The sequence below is a fragment of the Qipengyuania thermophila genome (assembly GCF_004153605.1).
Taxonomy (GTDB): Bacteria; Pseudomonadota; Alphaproteobacteria; order Sphingomonadales; family Sphingomonadaceae; genus Qipengyuania_B; species Qipengyuania_B thermophila.
Map to the genome: position 1 here is coordinate 674,840 of NZ_SDSI01000001.1, position 14,994 is coordinate 689,833.

Genomic DNA, 14,994 nt, shown 5'->3' on the forward strand with positions numbered 1-14,994 from the left:
GAGGATCCCTCACTCGTCGGCCGGACCATCCACGACGCTGTCTGGAGCCGCCTCGTCGTCGTCGAACGTGTCCTCTTCCTCGCGCTTCTGGCGAGCCTTCCGTGCCTTGGGCGGAGCGGGCGTGATCTCGAAGGCGGGCCGATTGTCCCGGACACCGACCCGCACCTCGCCGCCTTCGGCGAGCTTGCCGAACAGGAGCTCCTCGGCCAGCGGCTGCTTGATCTGTTCCTGGATGAGCCGCGCCATCGGACGTGCCCCGTACAGCCGGTCATACCCCCGCTCGCCCAGCCAGTCGCGCGCCTCGCGGTCGAACTGGATGTGCACGTTCTGCTCGGCCAGCTGCAGCTCGAGCTGGAGGATGAACTTGTCCACCACGCGGGCCACCGTGTCCTTGCCGAGATAGCCGAACGGCACGATGGCATCGAGACGGTTGCGGAACTCGGGGGTGAACATCTGCTTCACCGCCTCCTCGCTCGCATCCTCCTTGCTGACGTCGCCGAAGCCGATGCCCTGACGCGCCATGTCGGCGGCGCCGGCATTGGTGGTCATGATCAGGACCACGTTGCGGAAGTCCACCGTCTTGCCGTGATGATCGGTCAGCCGTCCGTGGTCCATGACCTGGAGCAGGATGTTGAACAGGTCCGGATGCGCCTTCTCGATTTCGTCGAGCAGCAGCACGCAATGCGGGTTCTGGTCGACGGCATCGGTCAGCAGACCGCCCTGGTCATAACCGACATAGCCCGGAGGCGCCCCGATCAGCCGGCTGACCGAGTGCCGCTCCATGTATTCGGACATGTCGAAGCGCTTGAGCTCGATGCCCATGATGGAAGCAAGCTGGCGCGCCACCTCCGTCTTGCCGACCCCGGTCGGGCCCGAAAACAGGAACGAGCCGATCGGCTTGTCCGGGTCGCGCAGACCCGCACGGCTGAGCTTCATCGCGGTGGCGAGCTTGGCGACGGCCGCGTCCTGCCCGAACACGACATGCTTCAGGTCGCGTTCCAGATGCTCGAGCTGCTTCTTGTCGTCGCTCGACACCGACTTGGGAGGAATGCGGGCCATCGTGGCGATGACCGCCTCGATCTCGCGCGCGGTGATCTTCTTCTTGCGCTTGGAGGGCGGCACCAGCATCTGCATCGCCCCGACCTCGTCGATCACGTCGATCGCCTTGTCGGGCAACTTGCGGTCGTTGATGTAGCGCGCCGACAGCTCCACCGCCGTCTTGATCGCGTCCGGGGTGTACTGCACCTTGTGGTGCTCCTCGAAGGCGGTGCGCAGACCCTTGAGGATCTTCACCGTGTCCTCCACCGTGGGCTCGTTCACGTCGATCTTCTGGAACCGGCGCAGGAGAGCGCGATCCTTCTCGAAGTGGTTGCGGAACTCCTTGTAGGTGGTCGAGCCGATGCAGCGGATCGCCCCGGACGACAGCGCGGGCTTGAGCAGGTTGGAGGCGTCCATCGCCCCCCCTGAGGTCGCGCCGGCGCCGATCACGGTGTGGATCTCGTCGATGAACAGCACCGCCTCCGGCATCTTTTCCAGCTCGGAGACGACCTGCTTCAGCCGTTCCTCGAAATCGCCGCGGTAGCGCGTTCCGGCGAGGAGAGCGCCCATGTCGAGCGAGTAGATCACCGCATCCTGCAGCACCTCGGGCACGTCGCCTTCGACGATCTTGCGCGCCAGCCCCTCGGCGATGGCGGTTTTGCCGACCCCGGGATCGCCGACGTAGAGCGGGTTGTTCTTGGACCGGCGGCACAGGATCTGGATGGTGCGTTCGACTTCGGCGGTGCGCCCGATCAGCGGGTCGATCTTGCCCGCCTCGGCACGCGCGTTGAGGTTGACGGTGAACTGGTCGAGCGCCGTGTCCTTGGCCTTCTCGCCGCCGGAACCGGCGCGGTCCTCGGCCGCCGCGTCCTCCGCACCCTGAGGCGGGCGCGCCTGAAGCTGCTTTCCGCCCTTGCCGATGCCGTGACTGATGAAGCTCACTGCGTCGAGCCGGTTCATGTCCTGCTGCTGCAGAAAGTACACGGCGTAGGAGTCGCGTTCGGAGAACAGCGCCACCAGCACGTTGGCGCCCGTCACCGTGTCCTTGCCGGAGGACTGCACATGCAGGATCGCGCGCTGGATGACACGCTGGAACCCGGCCGTGGGCTGAGGGTCCTCGTCACTGCCGCTCTGGAGGGCCTGGTACTCTTGGTCGAGATACTGCCGCACCACTTCGCTGAGCTGGGCAAGGTCGACGCCGCAGCCGACCATCACCTGCGCCGCGTCCTCGTCGTCGATGAGGGCAAGAAGCAGGTGTTCGAGCGTTGCGTATTCGTGCCGGCGCGCTCCGGCATCGTTCAGCGCCGCGTGCAGGGTCTTCTCGAGGTTCTGGGCAAAACTGGGCATCGCGCGATCTCTGCAAGAGTGTCGAACGGCGTAACATTGTGTCGCCAACATCAATGCTAGCGAACGAATCTGACCGCCGTGTGTATGGTATCGTCAATATGGGGCGGAGCCAGCGGTTTTTCACCTCCCCGCCCGGCAACCTGCGGCGGGTCTCAACCGGGAGTGGACCTGAACAGGGCGTCGGCGGCGCGGCGGTGGCGGCTGGCGGCCTCCCGGTGGCGCGCGGTGCGGGCGATTTCTTCCTGGAGCCGGGCGATCCGGTCGTCGAGTTCGGCGACCGACAACGGGGCGAGATCCTCGCTGGCGAGCGCCGTCAGCAGATCGCCACGGTCGCGCAAAGGTTCATCGTCCATCCGTCGCTCCTGCAGCCGGGGTTCGGCTCCCCGTGATCGGCACGCAAGCGATCGCAGGCGCGGCACCTTGCTGTCAACTGACCGCCCCGTTAGGAGCACCCGCCCGGCGCATGCGCATGGGTACGCGAACGGTGGCGGGCGAGGGGGAACAATGGCACAGTTGCCAGAGATGATGCGGGCGGTCGTCTGCGACGCGGCCGGAGGACCGGAAGTGCTTGCCGTGCGCACTCTTCCCGTCCCTGACATCGGCGCCGAGGAGGTTCTGATCCGCACCGCCTTTGCCGGGGTCAACCGTCCGGACGTCCTTCAGCGGCAAGGGCTGTATCCACCGCCCCCCGGCGCATCTCCCGTCCTTGGCCTTGAGGTGTCCGGAACGGTGATGGCCGCCGGGGACGCGGCCCCGGCCGAATTGGTCGGGCAGGAGGTCTGCGCGCTCGTCAGCGGGGGCGGTTACGCCGAGTACACCGTCGCCTATGCGCGCCACTGCCTGCCGCTGTCCGACAGGTTCGGCCTGTGCGAGGCGGCTGCGGTTCCGGAAACCCTGTTCACCGTCTGGCACAACGTGTTCGAACGGGGCTGGGCGAGGCCCGGCGAGACCCTTCTGGTGCATGGCGGCACCAGCGGGATCGGCACCATGGCGACGCTTCTCGGCAAGGCTTTCGGGCTGCAGGTCGTGACCACCGCGGGAAGCGCCGCCAAATGCGCGGCCAGCCGCGACTGCGGCGCCGATCTGGCCGTCAACTACCGCGAGGAGGATTTCGTCGAGGCGGTGCTCGCCTTCACCGACGGGGCCGGAGCCGATCTCGTGCTGGACATGGTGGGCGGCGACTACCTGCCGCGCAACCTGCGGTGTCTCGCCGTGGACGGGCGCCATGTGTCGATCGCCGTGCTCGGCGGCGCGGAGGCGAGCCTCAATCTGGCGCGGCTGATGATGCGGCGGCACACGCTGACCGGATCGACCCTGCGCGCCCGCTCGGACACGTTCAAGGCGCTGCTCGCGGACGAAATCGCCGTCAACGTCTGGCCGCTGTTCACGGACGGGGTGCTCGCGCCGGTGATGGACCGCACCTTCGCGCTCGAGGACGTCGCCGCAGCGCACGCCCGTATGGAAGCGGGCGAGCACGTGGGCAAGATCGTGCTCCGTGTCGCCGGCTGAACCGTCCGCCTGCAGGGGATGCGGCACGCCGCCGCATCGCCGGCACGTCAGGCTCCCGGCTTGCCCTGCCGCCGCAAGCGGCGTATGACGGGGAACAGAGGCCGCTCCGCGAGGGGCGGCCGTTGCTGTTTTTGTTCCTGACCGCAGGCGATCCGAACCATGGCCGATCAACCCACACCGCTGATGCCGCATGCCACCGCCACCTGGCTGGTCGACAACACCGGGCTGACCTTCGAGCAGATTGCGGACTTCTGCGGACTGCACATCCTCGAGGTGCAGGCGATGGCCGACGACCTGGCCGGCAGCAAGTATATCGGCCGCGATCCGGTCCACGCCGGCGAACTCAGCCAGGAGGAGATCGAGCGCGGACAGAACGATCCGTCCTACCGCCTGCGGATGCAGCGGGCCCCTGTCGCGGTGAGCCGGACCAAGGGGCCGCGCTACACTCCGGTGTCGAAGCGGCAGGACAAGCCCGACGGCATCGCGTGGCTGCTGCGCAACTACCCCGAGATGAGTGACGCCCAGATCGGCAAGCTGATCGGCACCACCCGCACCACCATCGCCGCCCTGCGCGACCGCAGCCACTGGAACATGGCCAACATCCAGCCCAAGGATCCGGTGACGCTGGGTCTGTGCTCTCAGCGCGAACTGGACGCCGCGGTCGCCAAGATCGTGCGGACCGATCCTGAATCAGAGGGCGATGCCGGCGATGTTCAGGGCGACGAGCGTCAGCGTCTGATCCGCGAGCTGCGGGCCGAGCGCGAGGCGGCGGGTCAGGCCGCCTCCGAAGCGGCGCAGGAAGCGGAAGCGGCGGCGTGGCTTGCCAGCAGGCGGGCGTCGGCCGCGGACGAGGGCGCCTGACGCCCGCACAGCCGTGCCCACGGGCGCTTTTGTCGCCGCTGCCCTTGCCCTTGCGCCTGCTTCCATGGCACCACCGGGTGCATGGAGCCTCAGAAAACCGCTTTTCCGGCGCACCCGGCCGCCTCGCGCGCGGTGTATCACCACCCCGGAAGCTGGGACCGCCCGATCCCGGTCGCCACGCTGCCGGATGTCTTCGCCACGGCGGCTGCGGCCCATGGCGAACGCGCGCTTGTCGAGTTCATGGGCGCGCGCTCCAGCTATGCCGCTCTGCACCGGGAAGCGCGCCGGTTCGCGGCCGGTCTGAGGGCGGCGGGCGTCTCCCGCGGGGACCGGGTCGGTCTGTTCCTGCCCAACGTGCCGATCTACGTCGCCGCCTATTACGGCGCGATGATGGCGGGCGCGGTGGTCGTCAACTTCTCGCCGCTCTACAGCGTGGAGGAACTGGCGGCGCAGGTGGAGGACTCCGGCACGCGGCTGCTGGTGACGCTCGATGTGGCCGCCCTGCTGCCGACGGCGGTGCGCGTCCTCGACAGCTCCGCGCTCGAGGGGCTCGTCGTCGGCCGGCTGGCCGATGCGCTGCCACGGGTGCAGGGCTGGTTGCTGAAGCGGCTCGGGCGCAAGCGTCTTGCTCCCGTACCCGCGCGCGCCGACATCACGGTCTGGCACGATTTCGTCGGCGACGATGCTGACTTTCAGCCCGCTGCCCTCGCGCCGAACGACCTTGCCCTGCTTCAGTACACCGGCGGCACGACCGGGCGGCCCAAGGGCGCGATGCTGACTCATGCGAACCTCACGGCCAACGCCTATCAGGTCAATGCCATCGATCCGTTCGACCGGAACCGCCCGGACGTGATCGTCGGCGGCCTTCCCCTGTTTCACGTGTTCGCCAACACCTGTGTTCTCAACCGCACGGTGGTCAGCGGCGGCACGATCGTGATGCTGGCCCGCTTCTCCGCGGCCGATGCCCTCAAGATCATCGAGACGCACCGCCCGACGTCCTTTCCCGGCGTGCCGACGATGTATCAGGCCATGCTGGACGAGCGGCGGGCGCTGGGCACCGATTTCTCGTCGCTCGAAATCTGCGTCTCGGGCGGCGCGCCCCTGCCCGAACGCCTGGCACAGCGCTTCGAGGCGCTGTCGGGCGTGCCCTTGGTGGAGGGCTATGGCCTGACAGAAAGCGCAGGGGTGGTGTCGGCCAATCCGTATCGCGGCAATCGCAAGCAGGGAACGATCGGGCAGCTTCTTCCCCAGACCCGCGTCATCCTGCTCGACAAGGAGGATCCGGCGAAGCTCGCGCCGCATGGCGAGCCGGGCGAACTGGCGGTGTGCGGACCTCAGGTGATGCGGGGGTACTGGAACCGCCCGGACAGTCACGCGGCGACCTTCGCCCGGCACTTCGACGAGGACTGGCTGCGCACCGGCGACATCGCCACCATCGACGATGACGGGTTCCTTGCCATCGTCGACCGGGCCAAGGACATGATCGCCGTCAGCGGCTTCAAGGTCTTCCCCAGCCAGATCGAGGACGTGCTGATGCGGCACCCGGCGGTCAAGGAGGCGCTGGTCATCGGTGTGCCGGACCCGCGCAGCGGCGAAGTCCCGCGCGCGTTCGTCAGCCTCGAAACCGGCCATGGGGGGATCACCGGCGCCGACCTCGCCGCCTGGCTGAACACGCGCGTGGGCAAGCACGAGCGCGTGCGGGATGTCGAAGTGCGGCCTTCCCTGCCCAAGACGATGATCGGCAAGCTCGACCGCAAGGCCCTGCGGGCCGATGTCGGCGTCGCGGGCTGATCGCGGCCGAACGGACAGACCCCTGCGCGCCCGCACGGTCGGTCTCCTCGGGGGAAGCTTCAACCCCGCCCATGGCGGGCACCGCCGCATCAGCCTGGCCGTTCTCGCGGCGCTCGATCTCGCCGAGGTGTGGTGGCTCGTGTCGCCGGGCAATCCGCTGAAGGAGGCAGAAGGCATGGCCCCGCTCGCCGCCCGCGTCGCGAGCGCACGGCGCGTCGCGCGGCGGGCGCCCATCCGCGTGACCGCGATCGAGCGGGAGTTCGGCACGCGCTACACGGCGGACACGCTGCGAAAGCTGCTGCGCCGCTGGCCGCGCATCCGCTTTGTCTGGATCATGGGCGCCGACAATCTGGCGCAATTCCACCGCTGGAAGGACTGGCGCTGGATCGCCCGCACCGTGCCGATTGCGGTAGTGTCCCGGCCCGGTTACAACAGGCGGGCCATTGCCGGTCCCGCGATGGCCCGCCTGCGGCGCTGCCGTGTCGACGCCGCCCGGTTTCGCGAGGGACGGAGGAGTGCACCGGCGCTGATCCTGCTGAGCTTCATGGCCGATCACCGCTCCGCCACGGCGCTGCGCGGGCGCGATCCCGACTGGGCCGATGCCCATGCCTGCGCCCGGATCCGCGACGCGGTGACGCGGCGGATCGTGTCCGGCCGGGCAGGAACGCGTTGAAAGTGCAATGCACCCGCCCCAGCTTCGCTTTCGCCCCCCTGCACAGGAGAACACACCTTTCCCATGACCCAGCCTCTGCCCCACGCGGCAACCGGCTCCGCTGACATGACGGCCGGCACCCGACCCGGTGACGCAGGGGACGCCGCCGCGCCGCTGTTGCAGCTGGTCCTTGCCAGTCTCGACGACGATCAGGCGCAGGAGGTCGTCACCATTGCCCTGGCCGGCAAGAGCTCGGTGGCGGACCACATGGTGATCGCTTCGGGCCGGTCGACCCGGCAGGTCGCGGCGATGGCGCAGAAACTGGCCGAACGGATCAAGCAGCACGGTTTCGGTCCCGTCCGCCTCGAAGGGCTGCCGGCGGCGGACTGGGTGCTGCTCGACGCCGGAGACGTGGTCGTGCACCTGTTCCGCCCCGAGGTGCGCAGCTTCTACAATCTGGAGCGCATGTGGTCGCTTGGCGATCCGGCGGCAGCGTCCGGAGCCGGGCAGGCCTGACGAGGGCACCGGCGCCGGCACGGCGTTGCCCTGAGCCCGGCGCTGCGGCACAAGCGCATCATGCTGCTTCACGTGGTCGCGCGCGGCAAGATCGGCCAGTCGCCCGAGGGGGAACTGGTGGCCCGCTATGCCCGGCGCATTGCTTGGCCGCTCCAGCTGACGGAACTGCCCGATGCGGGCGGGCGGGTGCCGCCATTCGCCGCGACTCCGGCCCGGCTGGTGCTGCTCGACGAGCGGGGCACTGCGCTCGCCTCGACGCAGCTGGCGGGGCACCTCGACCGATGGCGCAGCGACGGCGTGCGCGAGGCGCGCTTCGTCATTGGCGCGGCCGACGGGCACACGCGCACGGAACGCGAGCAGGCGGACCTGCTGCTCGCGTTCGGTCCGGCGACCTGGCCGCATCTTCTGGCTCGCGCGATGCTCCTCGAACAGCTCTACCGGGCCACGGCCATTCTTGCCGGCCACCCCTATCACCGGGCGGGCTGAGCGGTGGGAGGCGCCACTTGGCGACGTCCTGGCGTCATGTTCGGGCTGAGCGCCGCTGCCATCGTGAGTGCCCTGCTGGCGGGAAGCACGCCTGACGCGGTTCTTGGCCCGCCACCGGCACGGGAGACGGCAGACCTACGCGGTGCGCTCGAGGCGGCCGAGCTGGCTGCCGCGGAGGCGCGGCGGCGGCAGGCGGAGCTGGAAAATCGGGCCGAGCAGGCTTCGAGCAGCGGGGAGCGGCTGCACGCCCGGATCGCGGCGCTCGCAGCCGAGCTGCAACAGGGCGAGGCGCAGGCGCTCTTCGCCGCGGCCCAGCTCGCGCGGGTCGAGAGGCGCATCGCCGGTCTCGAGAACACCCTTGCCGCAGAGCAGGCGCCTGTCGCCGGGCTGATCGCCGGACTGCAGCAGCTGGCCCGCCGCCCGGCGGTCCTGACGCTCCTGCAACCCGGAGGGCTCGACGATGCCGTGCATCTGCGCATCATGCTCGCGCATGCCGCGCCGGTGGTGGAGCAGCGCACCCGCCGGCTGCGGCAACAGCTTCGCGAGCAGCAGGAACTGCAGGCTGCGCGCCGGCGCGCCATGGCCGACCTGCGCCTGCGTAACGAGGCGATCGCGCGCCTGCAGGCCGCGCTTGGCTCGGCGCTGCAACAGCAACGGGCCCTTGCCGCAGAGGCGCGGCAGGCGGCCTTCCGCGAGGAGGGTGCGGCACAGGAACTGGCGCGGCAGGCGCGCGACATCGGTGAACTCGTCGCCCGGGCCGACGCGCAGGCGGCTCTGGCCGCCCGTCTGGCGGCGCTCCCCGGACCGGTCCTGCGTCCGCAGGCGGGAATCGCGGCGGCACCGGCAATTCCGGTCGTCGCTGCCACGACAGCGGGACCGGATGCGCCACGGCCGGGTGCGTATGTTCTTGCCGCAGTGGGCGAAGTCGTGGCCGGCTTCGGCGAGATCGGACCGGACGGTGTGCCGCGCAGCGGTCTGGCGCTCCGCACCCGGCCGGATGCGCTGGTACTCGCCCCGGCGTCCGGCCGGGTGGCCTTCGCCGGTCCGTTTCGCGGGCATGGCGCCATCGTCATCATCGACCACGGCGACGGGCGCACGAGCCTTCTCACCGGCCTCGGCCCGCTCGACGTGCGCGCGGGACAGAGCGTGGCGGCGGGCGATCCGGTCGGCCGCGCGGCCGGCCAGTCCATGCCCCTCGGCATCGAGCTGCGCCAGGGCGGACGGCCCGTCGATCCGCTGGCTGCCGCGGCGGCTGGACGCCGTGTGTCGCCCCGATGAGCCGTCAAGCTGGCGTTCAGGCCGTCCGATCCCTATAGTTCCGGTTCAGTACAGGAACCGGCACCCGCATGAAGATCCGTGACATCGTCCGAACGGCACCGCTCGCGCTGGCGGTGGCGCTCCTGCCCGCGACGACGGCGGCGCTGGCCTCGGTTGATGCGCGCGCTGCGCCGGAGTTCGGCAAGCTGTTCGCCGCCTTCGAGCGGATCAAGGCCAGCTATGTCGACCAGGTGGACGACGAGACGCTGATCCGCGGGGCGATCAACGGCATGCTCGCGGCGCTCGACCCGCATTCGGCCTATCTCGACGGCTCGGACCTGCAGCGGCTCGAGACGATGATCGACGGCAATTACTCCGGTCTCGGGCTGTCGGTTGTCCAGGAGGACGGCGCCGTCAAGGTCATCTCCCCCTTCCGCGGCAGCCCGGCGGAGCAGGCCGGCATCAAGGCTGGCGACTACATCACCCACCTGGACGGCCGGCTCATCTATGGCGGCGATCTCGACGAGGCCGTCCAGCAGATGCGCGGTCCGGCCGGCACCAGCATCCGCCTGACCATCTTCCGTCCGGGACGAGAGGAGCCGTTCGAGGTCAGCGTCACCCGCGGGGTCATCGATCTGGAGCCCGTGACCGGGTCTCTGGCGGCCGGCGGGATCGCGGTGATCACGGTGAACGAGTTCTCGCGCGATGTCGGGGCGGACGTGCTTGCCACCTGGCGCTCGCTTCAGCAGGAGGCCGGCGGACGGATCGCCGGGCTGGTGCTTGACCTTCGCTCCAATCCGGGTGGCTCCCTCGACGAAGCGGTGGCCATGACCGACCTGTTCCTCGAGCGTGGGCAGATCGTGTCGCAGCGGGGGCGGGCGCGGGGGGAAAGCATCTCCTATGACGCCGAAACGGTGTTCCGCGGACAGATCGCCGCCGGCGTGCCGATGATCGTGCTCATCGACGCGGGGTCCGCGTCGGCGTCGGAGATCGTCGCCGGCGCGCTGAAGGATCATCGCCGGGCGGTCGTGATGGGGCAGCGCAGCTTCGGCAAGGGCAGCGTGCAGACGCTCCTTCCGCTGGGCCGGGATGCCGCGCTCAAGCTCACCACGGCGCGCTATTACACCCCCTCCGGCCACTCCGTGCAGGAGGGCGGCATCAAGCCCGACATTGCCGTGCCGCAGCTCAGCGACCCCGACCTTGCCGCGCGGATGAAGTATGCCGTGCGCGAGTCGGATCTGCGCGGCCACCTCATCAACGAGCTTGGCATCAAGGACGATGCGCTCGAGCAGGACCAGCGCAGCGACCCCCGGTTTCAGCAGACCGCGGAGGAGCTGAAGGCGCAGGGGATCGACGACTTCCAGCTGCACTACGCCTTGCAGACGCTGCGGCGCGGCGCCGCCGCGCTGGCGGCGCGCAACTGACCGCCCGTGCTTCAGCGGCGAGCCGACACGACGCTGATCGCCGGGCCGGCGGCCGGTCTGCGTACGGCGCAGGCGCTGGCCCTGCTGGTGCCGGGCGGGTTGCTCCTCGGCGCCTATGTCGCGGAGCTGGGCTTCGGCCTGTTCCCCTGCGAGATGTGCTGGTGGCAGCGCTATCCGCATTTTGCGGCGCTGGCCTTTGGCCTTGTCGCAGGCGTCGCCCGGCCGGCGCGGCTGTGGCTGCTGCTGGCGGCCGCCGCCATGGCCGTGTCCGGGGCCATCGGAGCCTTTCACGCCGGCGTCGAGTATGGCTGGTGGCCGGGCATCACCGGCTGCACCCGGGCGGTAACCGGCGGCGGTGGCGACGCGCTCAGCGCAGTGCTGAACGCGCCGCTCGTGCGCTGCGACCGGGCGCCGTGGACGCTGCTGGGTGTCTCGCTGGCCGGGTGGAATTTCCTGCTGTCGCTTGGCGGAGCGGCGGCGATCCTGTTGCTGCTGGGGAGAACGCGTCATGGCGGTGCCTGACACGGAGCGGATGATCCGCGTCGACCAGGCCGGAGAGTTCGGCGCCACCCGCATCTATGCGGGACAGCTCGCCGTGATGGGCGACCGTGCGCCGCATTCGGCCGAGATCCGGCACATGGCGGAACAGGAGGCGGAGCACCGGGCCCTGTTCGACGCGCTCATGGCGCGCCGCGGCGTGCGTCCCACCCTGATGCACCCGGTGTGGTCGGCGGCCGGGTACGCCCTGGGTGCGGCGACGGCGCTCCTCGGTCCGGAGGCGGCGATGGCCTGCACCGCGGCGGTGGAGGAGGAGATCGAACGGCATTATTCCGACCAGCTGGAGCAGCTGCAGGCCGACGGCAGCGACCCGGAACTTGCCGCCCTCATCGAGCGGTTCCGCGACGAGGAGCGCGAGCACCGGGAGACGGCGCTGGCGTCGGGCGCCGAACGCGCGCCGGCCTATCCGGTCCTCTCCTGGGCGATCCGTCTGGGCTGCCGGGCCGCCATCCGCATCTCCGAACGGATCTGAGCCGGGAACCGGTGGCGGCCGCCAAGCGCTGAAAAGAACGACTTCAGGACCGGTTCAGCGCCGAGCGCGCTGATGGTGCCGGGACGACGAACGGCAGATCGAGCGAGGCGAAATGACGATGCGAAAACTGGCGCTGGCCTTCTTTCTTCTGCCGGTGGCGGGCGCGGCCCAGGCGCAGGACGCCAACACGGCGGTCAACATCGTCTACATCACCGAGGACGAGCAGTGCCCGCCCTCGACCGAAGAGGTCATCACCGTCTGCGGGCTGCTCGAGGAGCAGTTCCGCATCCCCAGCGCGCTTCGTCAGCCCGGCGGCCCCGCCAATCGCGCCTGGACGGACCGTGTGCGGGAACTGCGCACCGTGGGCGAATCGGGGACGCTGTCATGCTCGCCGGCCGGTGCGGGCGGGTTCACGGGGTGCACGCAGGAACTGATTGCGGCGGCCTACCGCGACCGGCAGAATGCGCCGGCGCGCCGTTTCGGACAGATCATCGAGGCCGCCCGCGCCGATCGTCTCGCGACCATCGACGAGGCTGCCGCGGCCGAGCAGGCGCGCGTTGAGCAGATCGAGCGCGAGTACGAGGCGCGACTCGCGCGCGAGCGCGGGGAAGACCCGGTGACGCAGGATCAGCCGCCGGCGGAGCCTCTCCCGGCCCCGCGCTGACGCGACGCGCTCCGCTTCCGGCTTCGGAGTGGAGCAGGTGGTAAGGGCACGCTAACGCCTTGTCTCCTAAGCGGAGGCATGGCTTCCAGACGCACAATCCTGACCGTGTTCGGCACGAGGCCCGAGGCGATCAAGTTGTTCCCGCTCGTTCACGCGCTGCGGGGTGACGCGCGGTTCACGCCGCGCGTGTGCGTCTCGGGACAGCATCGAGCGATGCTGGATCCGGTGCTGGACTTCGCGGGCATCAGGCCCGACCACGATCTGGCGGTGATGCGCGACGGGCAGGGTCTCGACCGGCTGTTCTGTTCCGTTCTGGCCGGAGTGGGTGCGCTCCTCGATCGTGAGCGGCCCGACAGTGTCGTCGTGCAGGGCGACACCACGACCGCGCTTGCCGGCGCGCTTGCCGCCTTCCACAGGAAGATTCCGGTGGTGCATGTCGAAGCGGGTCTGCGCAGCGACGATCTCGGCCACCCGTGGCCCGAGGAGGGCAACCGCAAGGCGATCACCGCGCTCGCGGCCGTCCACTGCGCGCCGACGACCGGCGCCGCAGAGACGCTGCGCCGGGAGAACGTGCCCGCCGGTCAGATCCATGTCACCGGCAACACGGGCATCGACGCGCTGCTCTGGACGCTCGACAGGCTTGCCGAGGGCGCCGATGTGAGCAGCGCCACCCGCAGCGTTCTGGACAGGCGCGAGGGGCGCCACACCCTGCTCGTCACCGCGCATCGGCGTGAGGCGCTAGGCGACGGACTGCACGGGATCGTCGAGGCGGTCGCCGCCCTGGCGGATCGGCCCGACGTGACCGTCATCTGGCCGGTGCATCTCAACCCGGCCGTCCGGGCGGTGGTCCACCATCGTCTGGGCGCTCATCGACGTGTTCACCTGCTCGACCCGCTGTCCTACCCTGACATGGCTGCGGTCATGCGGGCCTCGACGCTGCTGCTCACCGACAGCGGCGGGCTGCAGGAGGAGGCGCCGGCGCTCGGACTTCCGGTGCTGGTTCTGCGGGACACGACGGAGCGACCGGAGGCGGTCGCCGCCGGAACGGCGCAACTTGTTGGAACCCGGAGCGCGCCTATCGTCGCCGCCGCCTCCCGGCTGCTCGACGATGCGGGTGCATACCGCCGCATGGCCCGGGCGCACAGCCCGTTCGGCGACGGACGCGCCAGTCAGCGCATCGCCGACCTGCTCGCCGCCTGATCGATCACGTCGCGGAAATAGGCGATGGTGCGGTCAAGGCCCTCGTCCAGCTGAATGCGCGGTTCCCAGCCCAGCCGCTCGCGCGCCAGCGAGATGTCGGGCTGCCGCTGCATCGGGTCGTCCTGCGGCAGGGGCAGTTTTACCAGCCGCGAGCGCCCGCCGACCTTCGCCAGCACCCGTTCGGCCAGTTCGCGGATGGTGAATTCATTCGGGTTGCCGAGGTTGACCGGCCCGTGCACATCGGGACCGGCATCCATCAAGGCGAGAAAGCCGTCGACGAGATCATCGACATAGCAGAACGATCGTGTCTGCTGTCCGTCGCCGTAGATTGTGATGTCCTCGCCGCGCAGCGCCTGAACGATGAAGTTCGACACCACCCGGCCGTCCCGCTCGTTCATGCGCGGCCCGTAGGTGTTGAAGATCCGGGCCACCTTGATGTCGAGGCCATGCTGGCGGTGGTAGTCGAAGAACAGCGTCTCGGCGCAGCGCTTCCCCTCGTCATAGCAGGACCGGATCCCGACGGGATTGACGTTGCCCCAGTAGCTTTCGGGCTGCGGGTGGACGAAGGGATCACCATAGACCTCGCTCGTCGAGGCCTGGAAAATCGGACATTTCAGCCGTTTCGCCAGCCCCAGAAGGTTGATGGCGCCGATGACGCTGGTCTTCGTCGTGGCCACCGGGTCGTGCTGGTAGTGGACCGGCGAGGCCGGGCAGGCGAGGTTCCAGACCTCGTCCACCTCCACATGCAGCGGCTGGCACACGTCGTGGCGGATGAATTCCACCCGCGGATCACCGCGCAGATGGTCAAGGTTCCGCTTGCTGCCGGTGAACAGGTTGTCGACGCAGATGACGTCCCGCCCTCGATCGAGCAGGCGGTCGATCAGATGCGAACCGAGAAACCCGGCGCCGCCGGTGACCAGCGCGCGCCGCCCGTGGTGAAGATGCTGTGGCAGGGTTCCTGCTCCCCTTGCGAAGTGGGTCCGGGCGCAAACACGCGGCGGTCGCGGCGCTCCTTATCGCACGCACCGGCGGCGGCAACCGCTTTTGCGCGCAGCGTCTCGAAGTTGTGCAACGATGCGGTCGCCCCTGCGGCTGCGGCCGGAAGAGGACGTCGCGCCAAGGTATACCGGGGTGGCCCGGGCGTGCTCACCTTGCCCGACATCGTGAGCCGACGCGCGATGAGAGCGGCAGCCAGTTGCCGCCGACCGCGGCCGGTCCC

General features: G+C 69.6%; 16 protein-coding genes. 12 read left to right on the top strand and 4 right to left on the bottom strand.

Annotated features, from left to right (window positions below; genetic code table 11):
- Window positions 1-9: 9 nt before the first annotated feature.
- Both clpA and ETO60_RS03200 read right to left on the bottom strand, forming a co-directional pair.
- On the bottom strand, window positions 10-2,385 hold the full coding sequence (clpA, locus tag ETO60_RS03195) for an ATP-dependent Clp protease ATP-binding subunit ClpA (RefSeq protein WP_130002583.1): 2,376 nt from the start codon (window positions 2,383-2,385) through the stop codon (window positions 10-12).
- A 152-nt stretch (window positions 2,386-2,537) separates the two neighbouring features.
- Entirely contained in the window at window positions 2,538-2,738 is a 201-nt protein-coding gene (locus ETO60_RS03200; protein ID WP_130002585.1) for a DUF1192 domain-containing protein, read from the bottom strand.
- A 151-nt stretch (window positions 2,739-2,889) separates the two neighbouring features.
- On the opposite strand from ETO60_RS03200, the gene ETO60_RS03205 reads away from it, so the two are divergent.
- The 12 genes from ETO60_RS03205 (at window position 2,890) to wecB (ending at window position 13,775) form a co-directional block, all read left to right on the top strand.
- Window positions 2,890-3,894 carry an NAD(P)H-quinone oxidoreductase gene (locus ETO60_RS03205; RefSeq protein WP_234026294.1) on the top strand — a complete coding sequence of 335 codons (1,005 nt, stop codon included), beginning with the start codon at window positions 2,890-2,892 and terminating at the stop codon, window positions 3,892-3,894.
- 159 nt (window positions 3,895-4,053) lie between these two features.
- Window positions 4,054-4,755 (top strand): DUF1013 domain-containing protein, encoded by a 702-nt coding sequence (locus ETO60_RS03210; protein WP_130002587.1) that lies wholly within the window; start codon window positions 4,054-4,056, stop codon window positions 4,753-4,755.
- A gap of 81 nt (window positions 4,756-4,836) precedes the next feature.
- Window positions 4,837-6,546, top strand: a complete 1,710-nt coding sequence (locus tag ETO60_RS03215; protein ID WP_130002589.1) for a long-chain-fatty-acid--CoA ligase — start codon at window positions 4,837-4,839, stop codon at window positions 6,544-6,546.
- The gene (locus ETO60_RS03220) at window positions 6,527-7,219 is read left to right on the top strand and encodes a nicotinate-nucleotide adenylyltransferase (RefSeq protein WP_130002591.1); all 693 of its coding nucleotides are present in this window, start codon (window positions 6,527-6,529) and stop codon (window positions 7,217-7,219) included. The genes ETO60_RS03215 and ETO60_RS03220 overlap by 20 nt, the downstream gene beginning before the upstream one ends.
- A gap of 105 nt (window positions 7,220-7,324) precedes the next feature.
- A complete protein-coding gene (gene rsfS / locus ETO60_RS03225) occupies window positions 7,325-7,714 on the top strand; it encodes a ribosome silencing factor (RefSeq protein ID WP_130003070.1) in 390 nt (129 codons plus the stop codon).
- Window positions 7,715-7,774: 60 nt separating this feature from the next.
- On the top strand, window positions 7,775-8,200 hold the full coding sequence (locus ETO60_RS03230) for a 23S rRNA (pseudouridine(1915)-N(3))-methyltransferase RlmH (protein WP_130002592.1): 426 nt from the start codon (window positions 7,775-7,777) through the stop codon (window positions 8,198-8,200).
- A gap of 36 nt (window positions 8,201-8,236) precedes the next feature.
- Window positions 8,237-9,478, top strand: a complete 1,242-nt coding sequence (locus tag ETO60_RS03235) for a murein hydrolase activator EnvC family protein (RefSeq protein WP_145963473.1) — start codon at window positions 8,237-8,239, stop codon at window positions 9,476-9,478.
- 68 nt (window positions 9,479-9,546) lie between these two features.
- Window positions 9,547-10,881: a S41 family peptidase gene (locus tag ETO60_RS03240; RefSeq protein ID WP_130002595.1), complete on the top strand. Its 1,335-nt coding sequence runs from the start codon at window positions 9,547-9,549 to the stop codon at window positions 10,879-10,881.
- 6 nt (window positions 10,882-10,887) lie between these two features.
- Window positions 10,888-11,403, top strand: a complete 516-nt coding sequence (locus ETO60_RS03245) for a disulfide bond formation protein B (RefSeq protein ID WP_234026295.1) — start codon at window positions 10,888-10,890, stop codon at window positions 11,401-11,403.
- Window positions 11,390-11,911, top strand: a complete 522-nt coding sequence (locus ETO60_RS03250; RefSeq protein WP_130002597.1) for a demethoxyubiquinone hydroxylase family protein — start codon at window positions 11,390-11,392, stop codon at window positions 11,909-11,911. Before ETO60_RS03245 ends, ETO60_RS03250 begins: the two co-directional genes overlap by 14 nt.
- A gap of 112 nt (window positions 11,912-12,023) precedes the next feature.
- Window positions 12,024-12,575, top strand: a complete 552-nt coding sequence (locus tag ETO60_RS03255; protein WP_234026296.1) for a hypothetical protein — start codon at window positions 12,024-12,026, stop codon at window positions 12,573-12,575.
- Between the two features lie 78 nt (window positions 12,576-12,653).
- Window positions 12,654-13,775 carry a non-hydrolyzing UDP-N-acetylglucosamine 2-epimerase gene (wecB, locus tag ETO60_RS03260; RefSeq protein ID WP_130002599.1) on the top strand — a complete coding sequence of 374 codons (1,122 nt, stop codon included), beginning with the start codon at window positions 12,654-12,656 and terminating at the stop codon, window positions 13,773-13,775.
- On the opposite strand, the gene ETO60_RS03265 is transcribed toward wecB, so the two are convergent.
- Together ETO60_RS03265 and ETO60_RS03270 are read right to left on the bottom strand one after the other, a co-directional pair.
- Entirely contained in the window at window positions 13,745-14,728 is a 984-nt protein-coding gene (locus tag ETO60_RS03265; protein ID WP_130002601.1) for a UDP-glucuronic acid decarboxylase family protein, read from the bottom strand. The two genes, wecB and ETO60_RS03265, sit on opposite strands and share 31 nt — an antisense overlap.
- On the bottom strand, window positions 14,656-14,847 hold the full coding sequence (locus ETO60_RS03270; protein ID WP_130002603.1) for a hypothetical protein: 192 nt from the start codon (window positions 14,845-14,847) through the stop codon (window positions 14,656-14,658). Before ETO60_RS03270 ends, ETO60_RS03265 begins: the two co-directional genes overlap by 73 nt.
- Window positions 14,848-14,994 lie beyond the last annotated feature (147 nt).

Bases quoted from the DNA above. Each gene is read 5' to 3' on its own strand.
- ETO60_RS03230 (WP_130002592.1), top strand. From the start codon at position 7,775: ATGCTGCTTCACGTGGTCGCGCGCGGCAAGATCGGCCAGTCGCCCGAG.
- ETO60_RS03255 (WP_234026296.1), top strand. From the start codon at position 12,024: ATGACGATGCGAAAACTGGCGCTGGCCTTCTTTCTTCTGCCGGTGGCG.
- rsfS (WP_130003070.1), top strand. From the start codon at position 7,325: ATGACGGCCGGCACCCGACCCGGTGACGCAGGGGACGCCGCCGCGCCG.
- clpA (WP_130002583.1), bottom strand. From the start codon at position 2,385: ATGCCCAGTTTTGCCCAGAACCTCGAGAAGACCCTGCACGCGGCGCTG.
- ETO60_RS03215 (WP_130002589.1), top strand. From the start codon at position 4,837: ATGGAGCCTCAGAAAACCGCTTTTCCGGCGCACCCGGCCGCCTCGCGC.
- ETO60_RS03235 (WP_145963473.1), top strand. From the start codon at position 8,237: ATGTTCGGGCTGAGCGCCGCTGCCATCGTGAGTGCCCTGCTGGCGGGA.
- ETO60_RS03240 (WP_130002595.1), top strand. From the start codon at position 9,547: ATGAAGATCCGTGACATCGTCCGAACGGCACCGCTCGCGCTGGCGGTG.
- ETO60_RS03250 (WP_130002597.1), top strand. From the start codon at position 11,390: ATGGCGGTGCCTGACACGGAGCGGATGATCCGCGTCGACCAGGCCGGA.
- ETO60_RS03210 (WP_130002587.1), top strand. From the start codon at position 4,054: ATGGCCGATCAACCCACACCGCTGATGCCGCATGCCACCGCCACCTGG.
- ETO60_RS03200 (WP_130002585.1), bottom strand. From the start codon at position 2,738: ATGGACGATGAACCTTTGCGCGACCGTGGCGATCTGCTGACGGCGCTC.
- wecB (WP_130002599.1), top strand. From the start codon at position 12,654: ATGGCTTCCAGACGCACAATCCTGACCGTGTTCGGCACGAGGCCCGAG.
- ETO60_RS03205 (WP_234026294.1), top strand. From the start codon at position 2,890: ATGGCACAGTTGCCAGAGATGATGCGGGCGGTCGTCTGCGACGCGGCC.
- ETO60_RS03220 (WP_130002591.1), top strand. From the start codon at position 6,527: ATGTCGGCGTCGCGGGCTGATCGCGGCCGAACGGACAGACCCCTGCGC.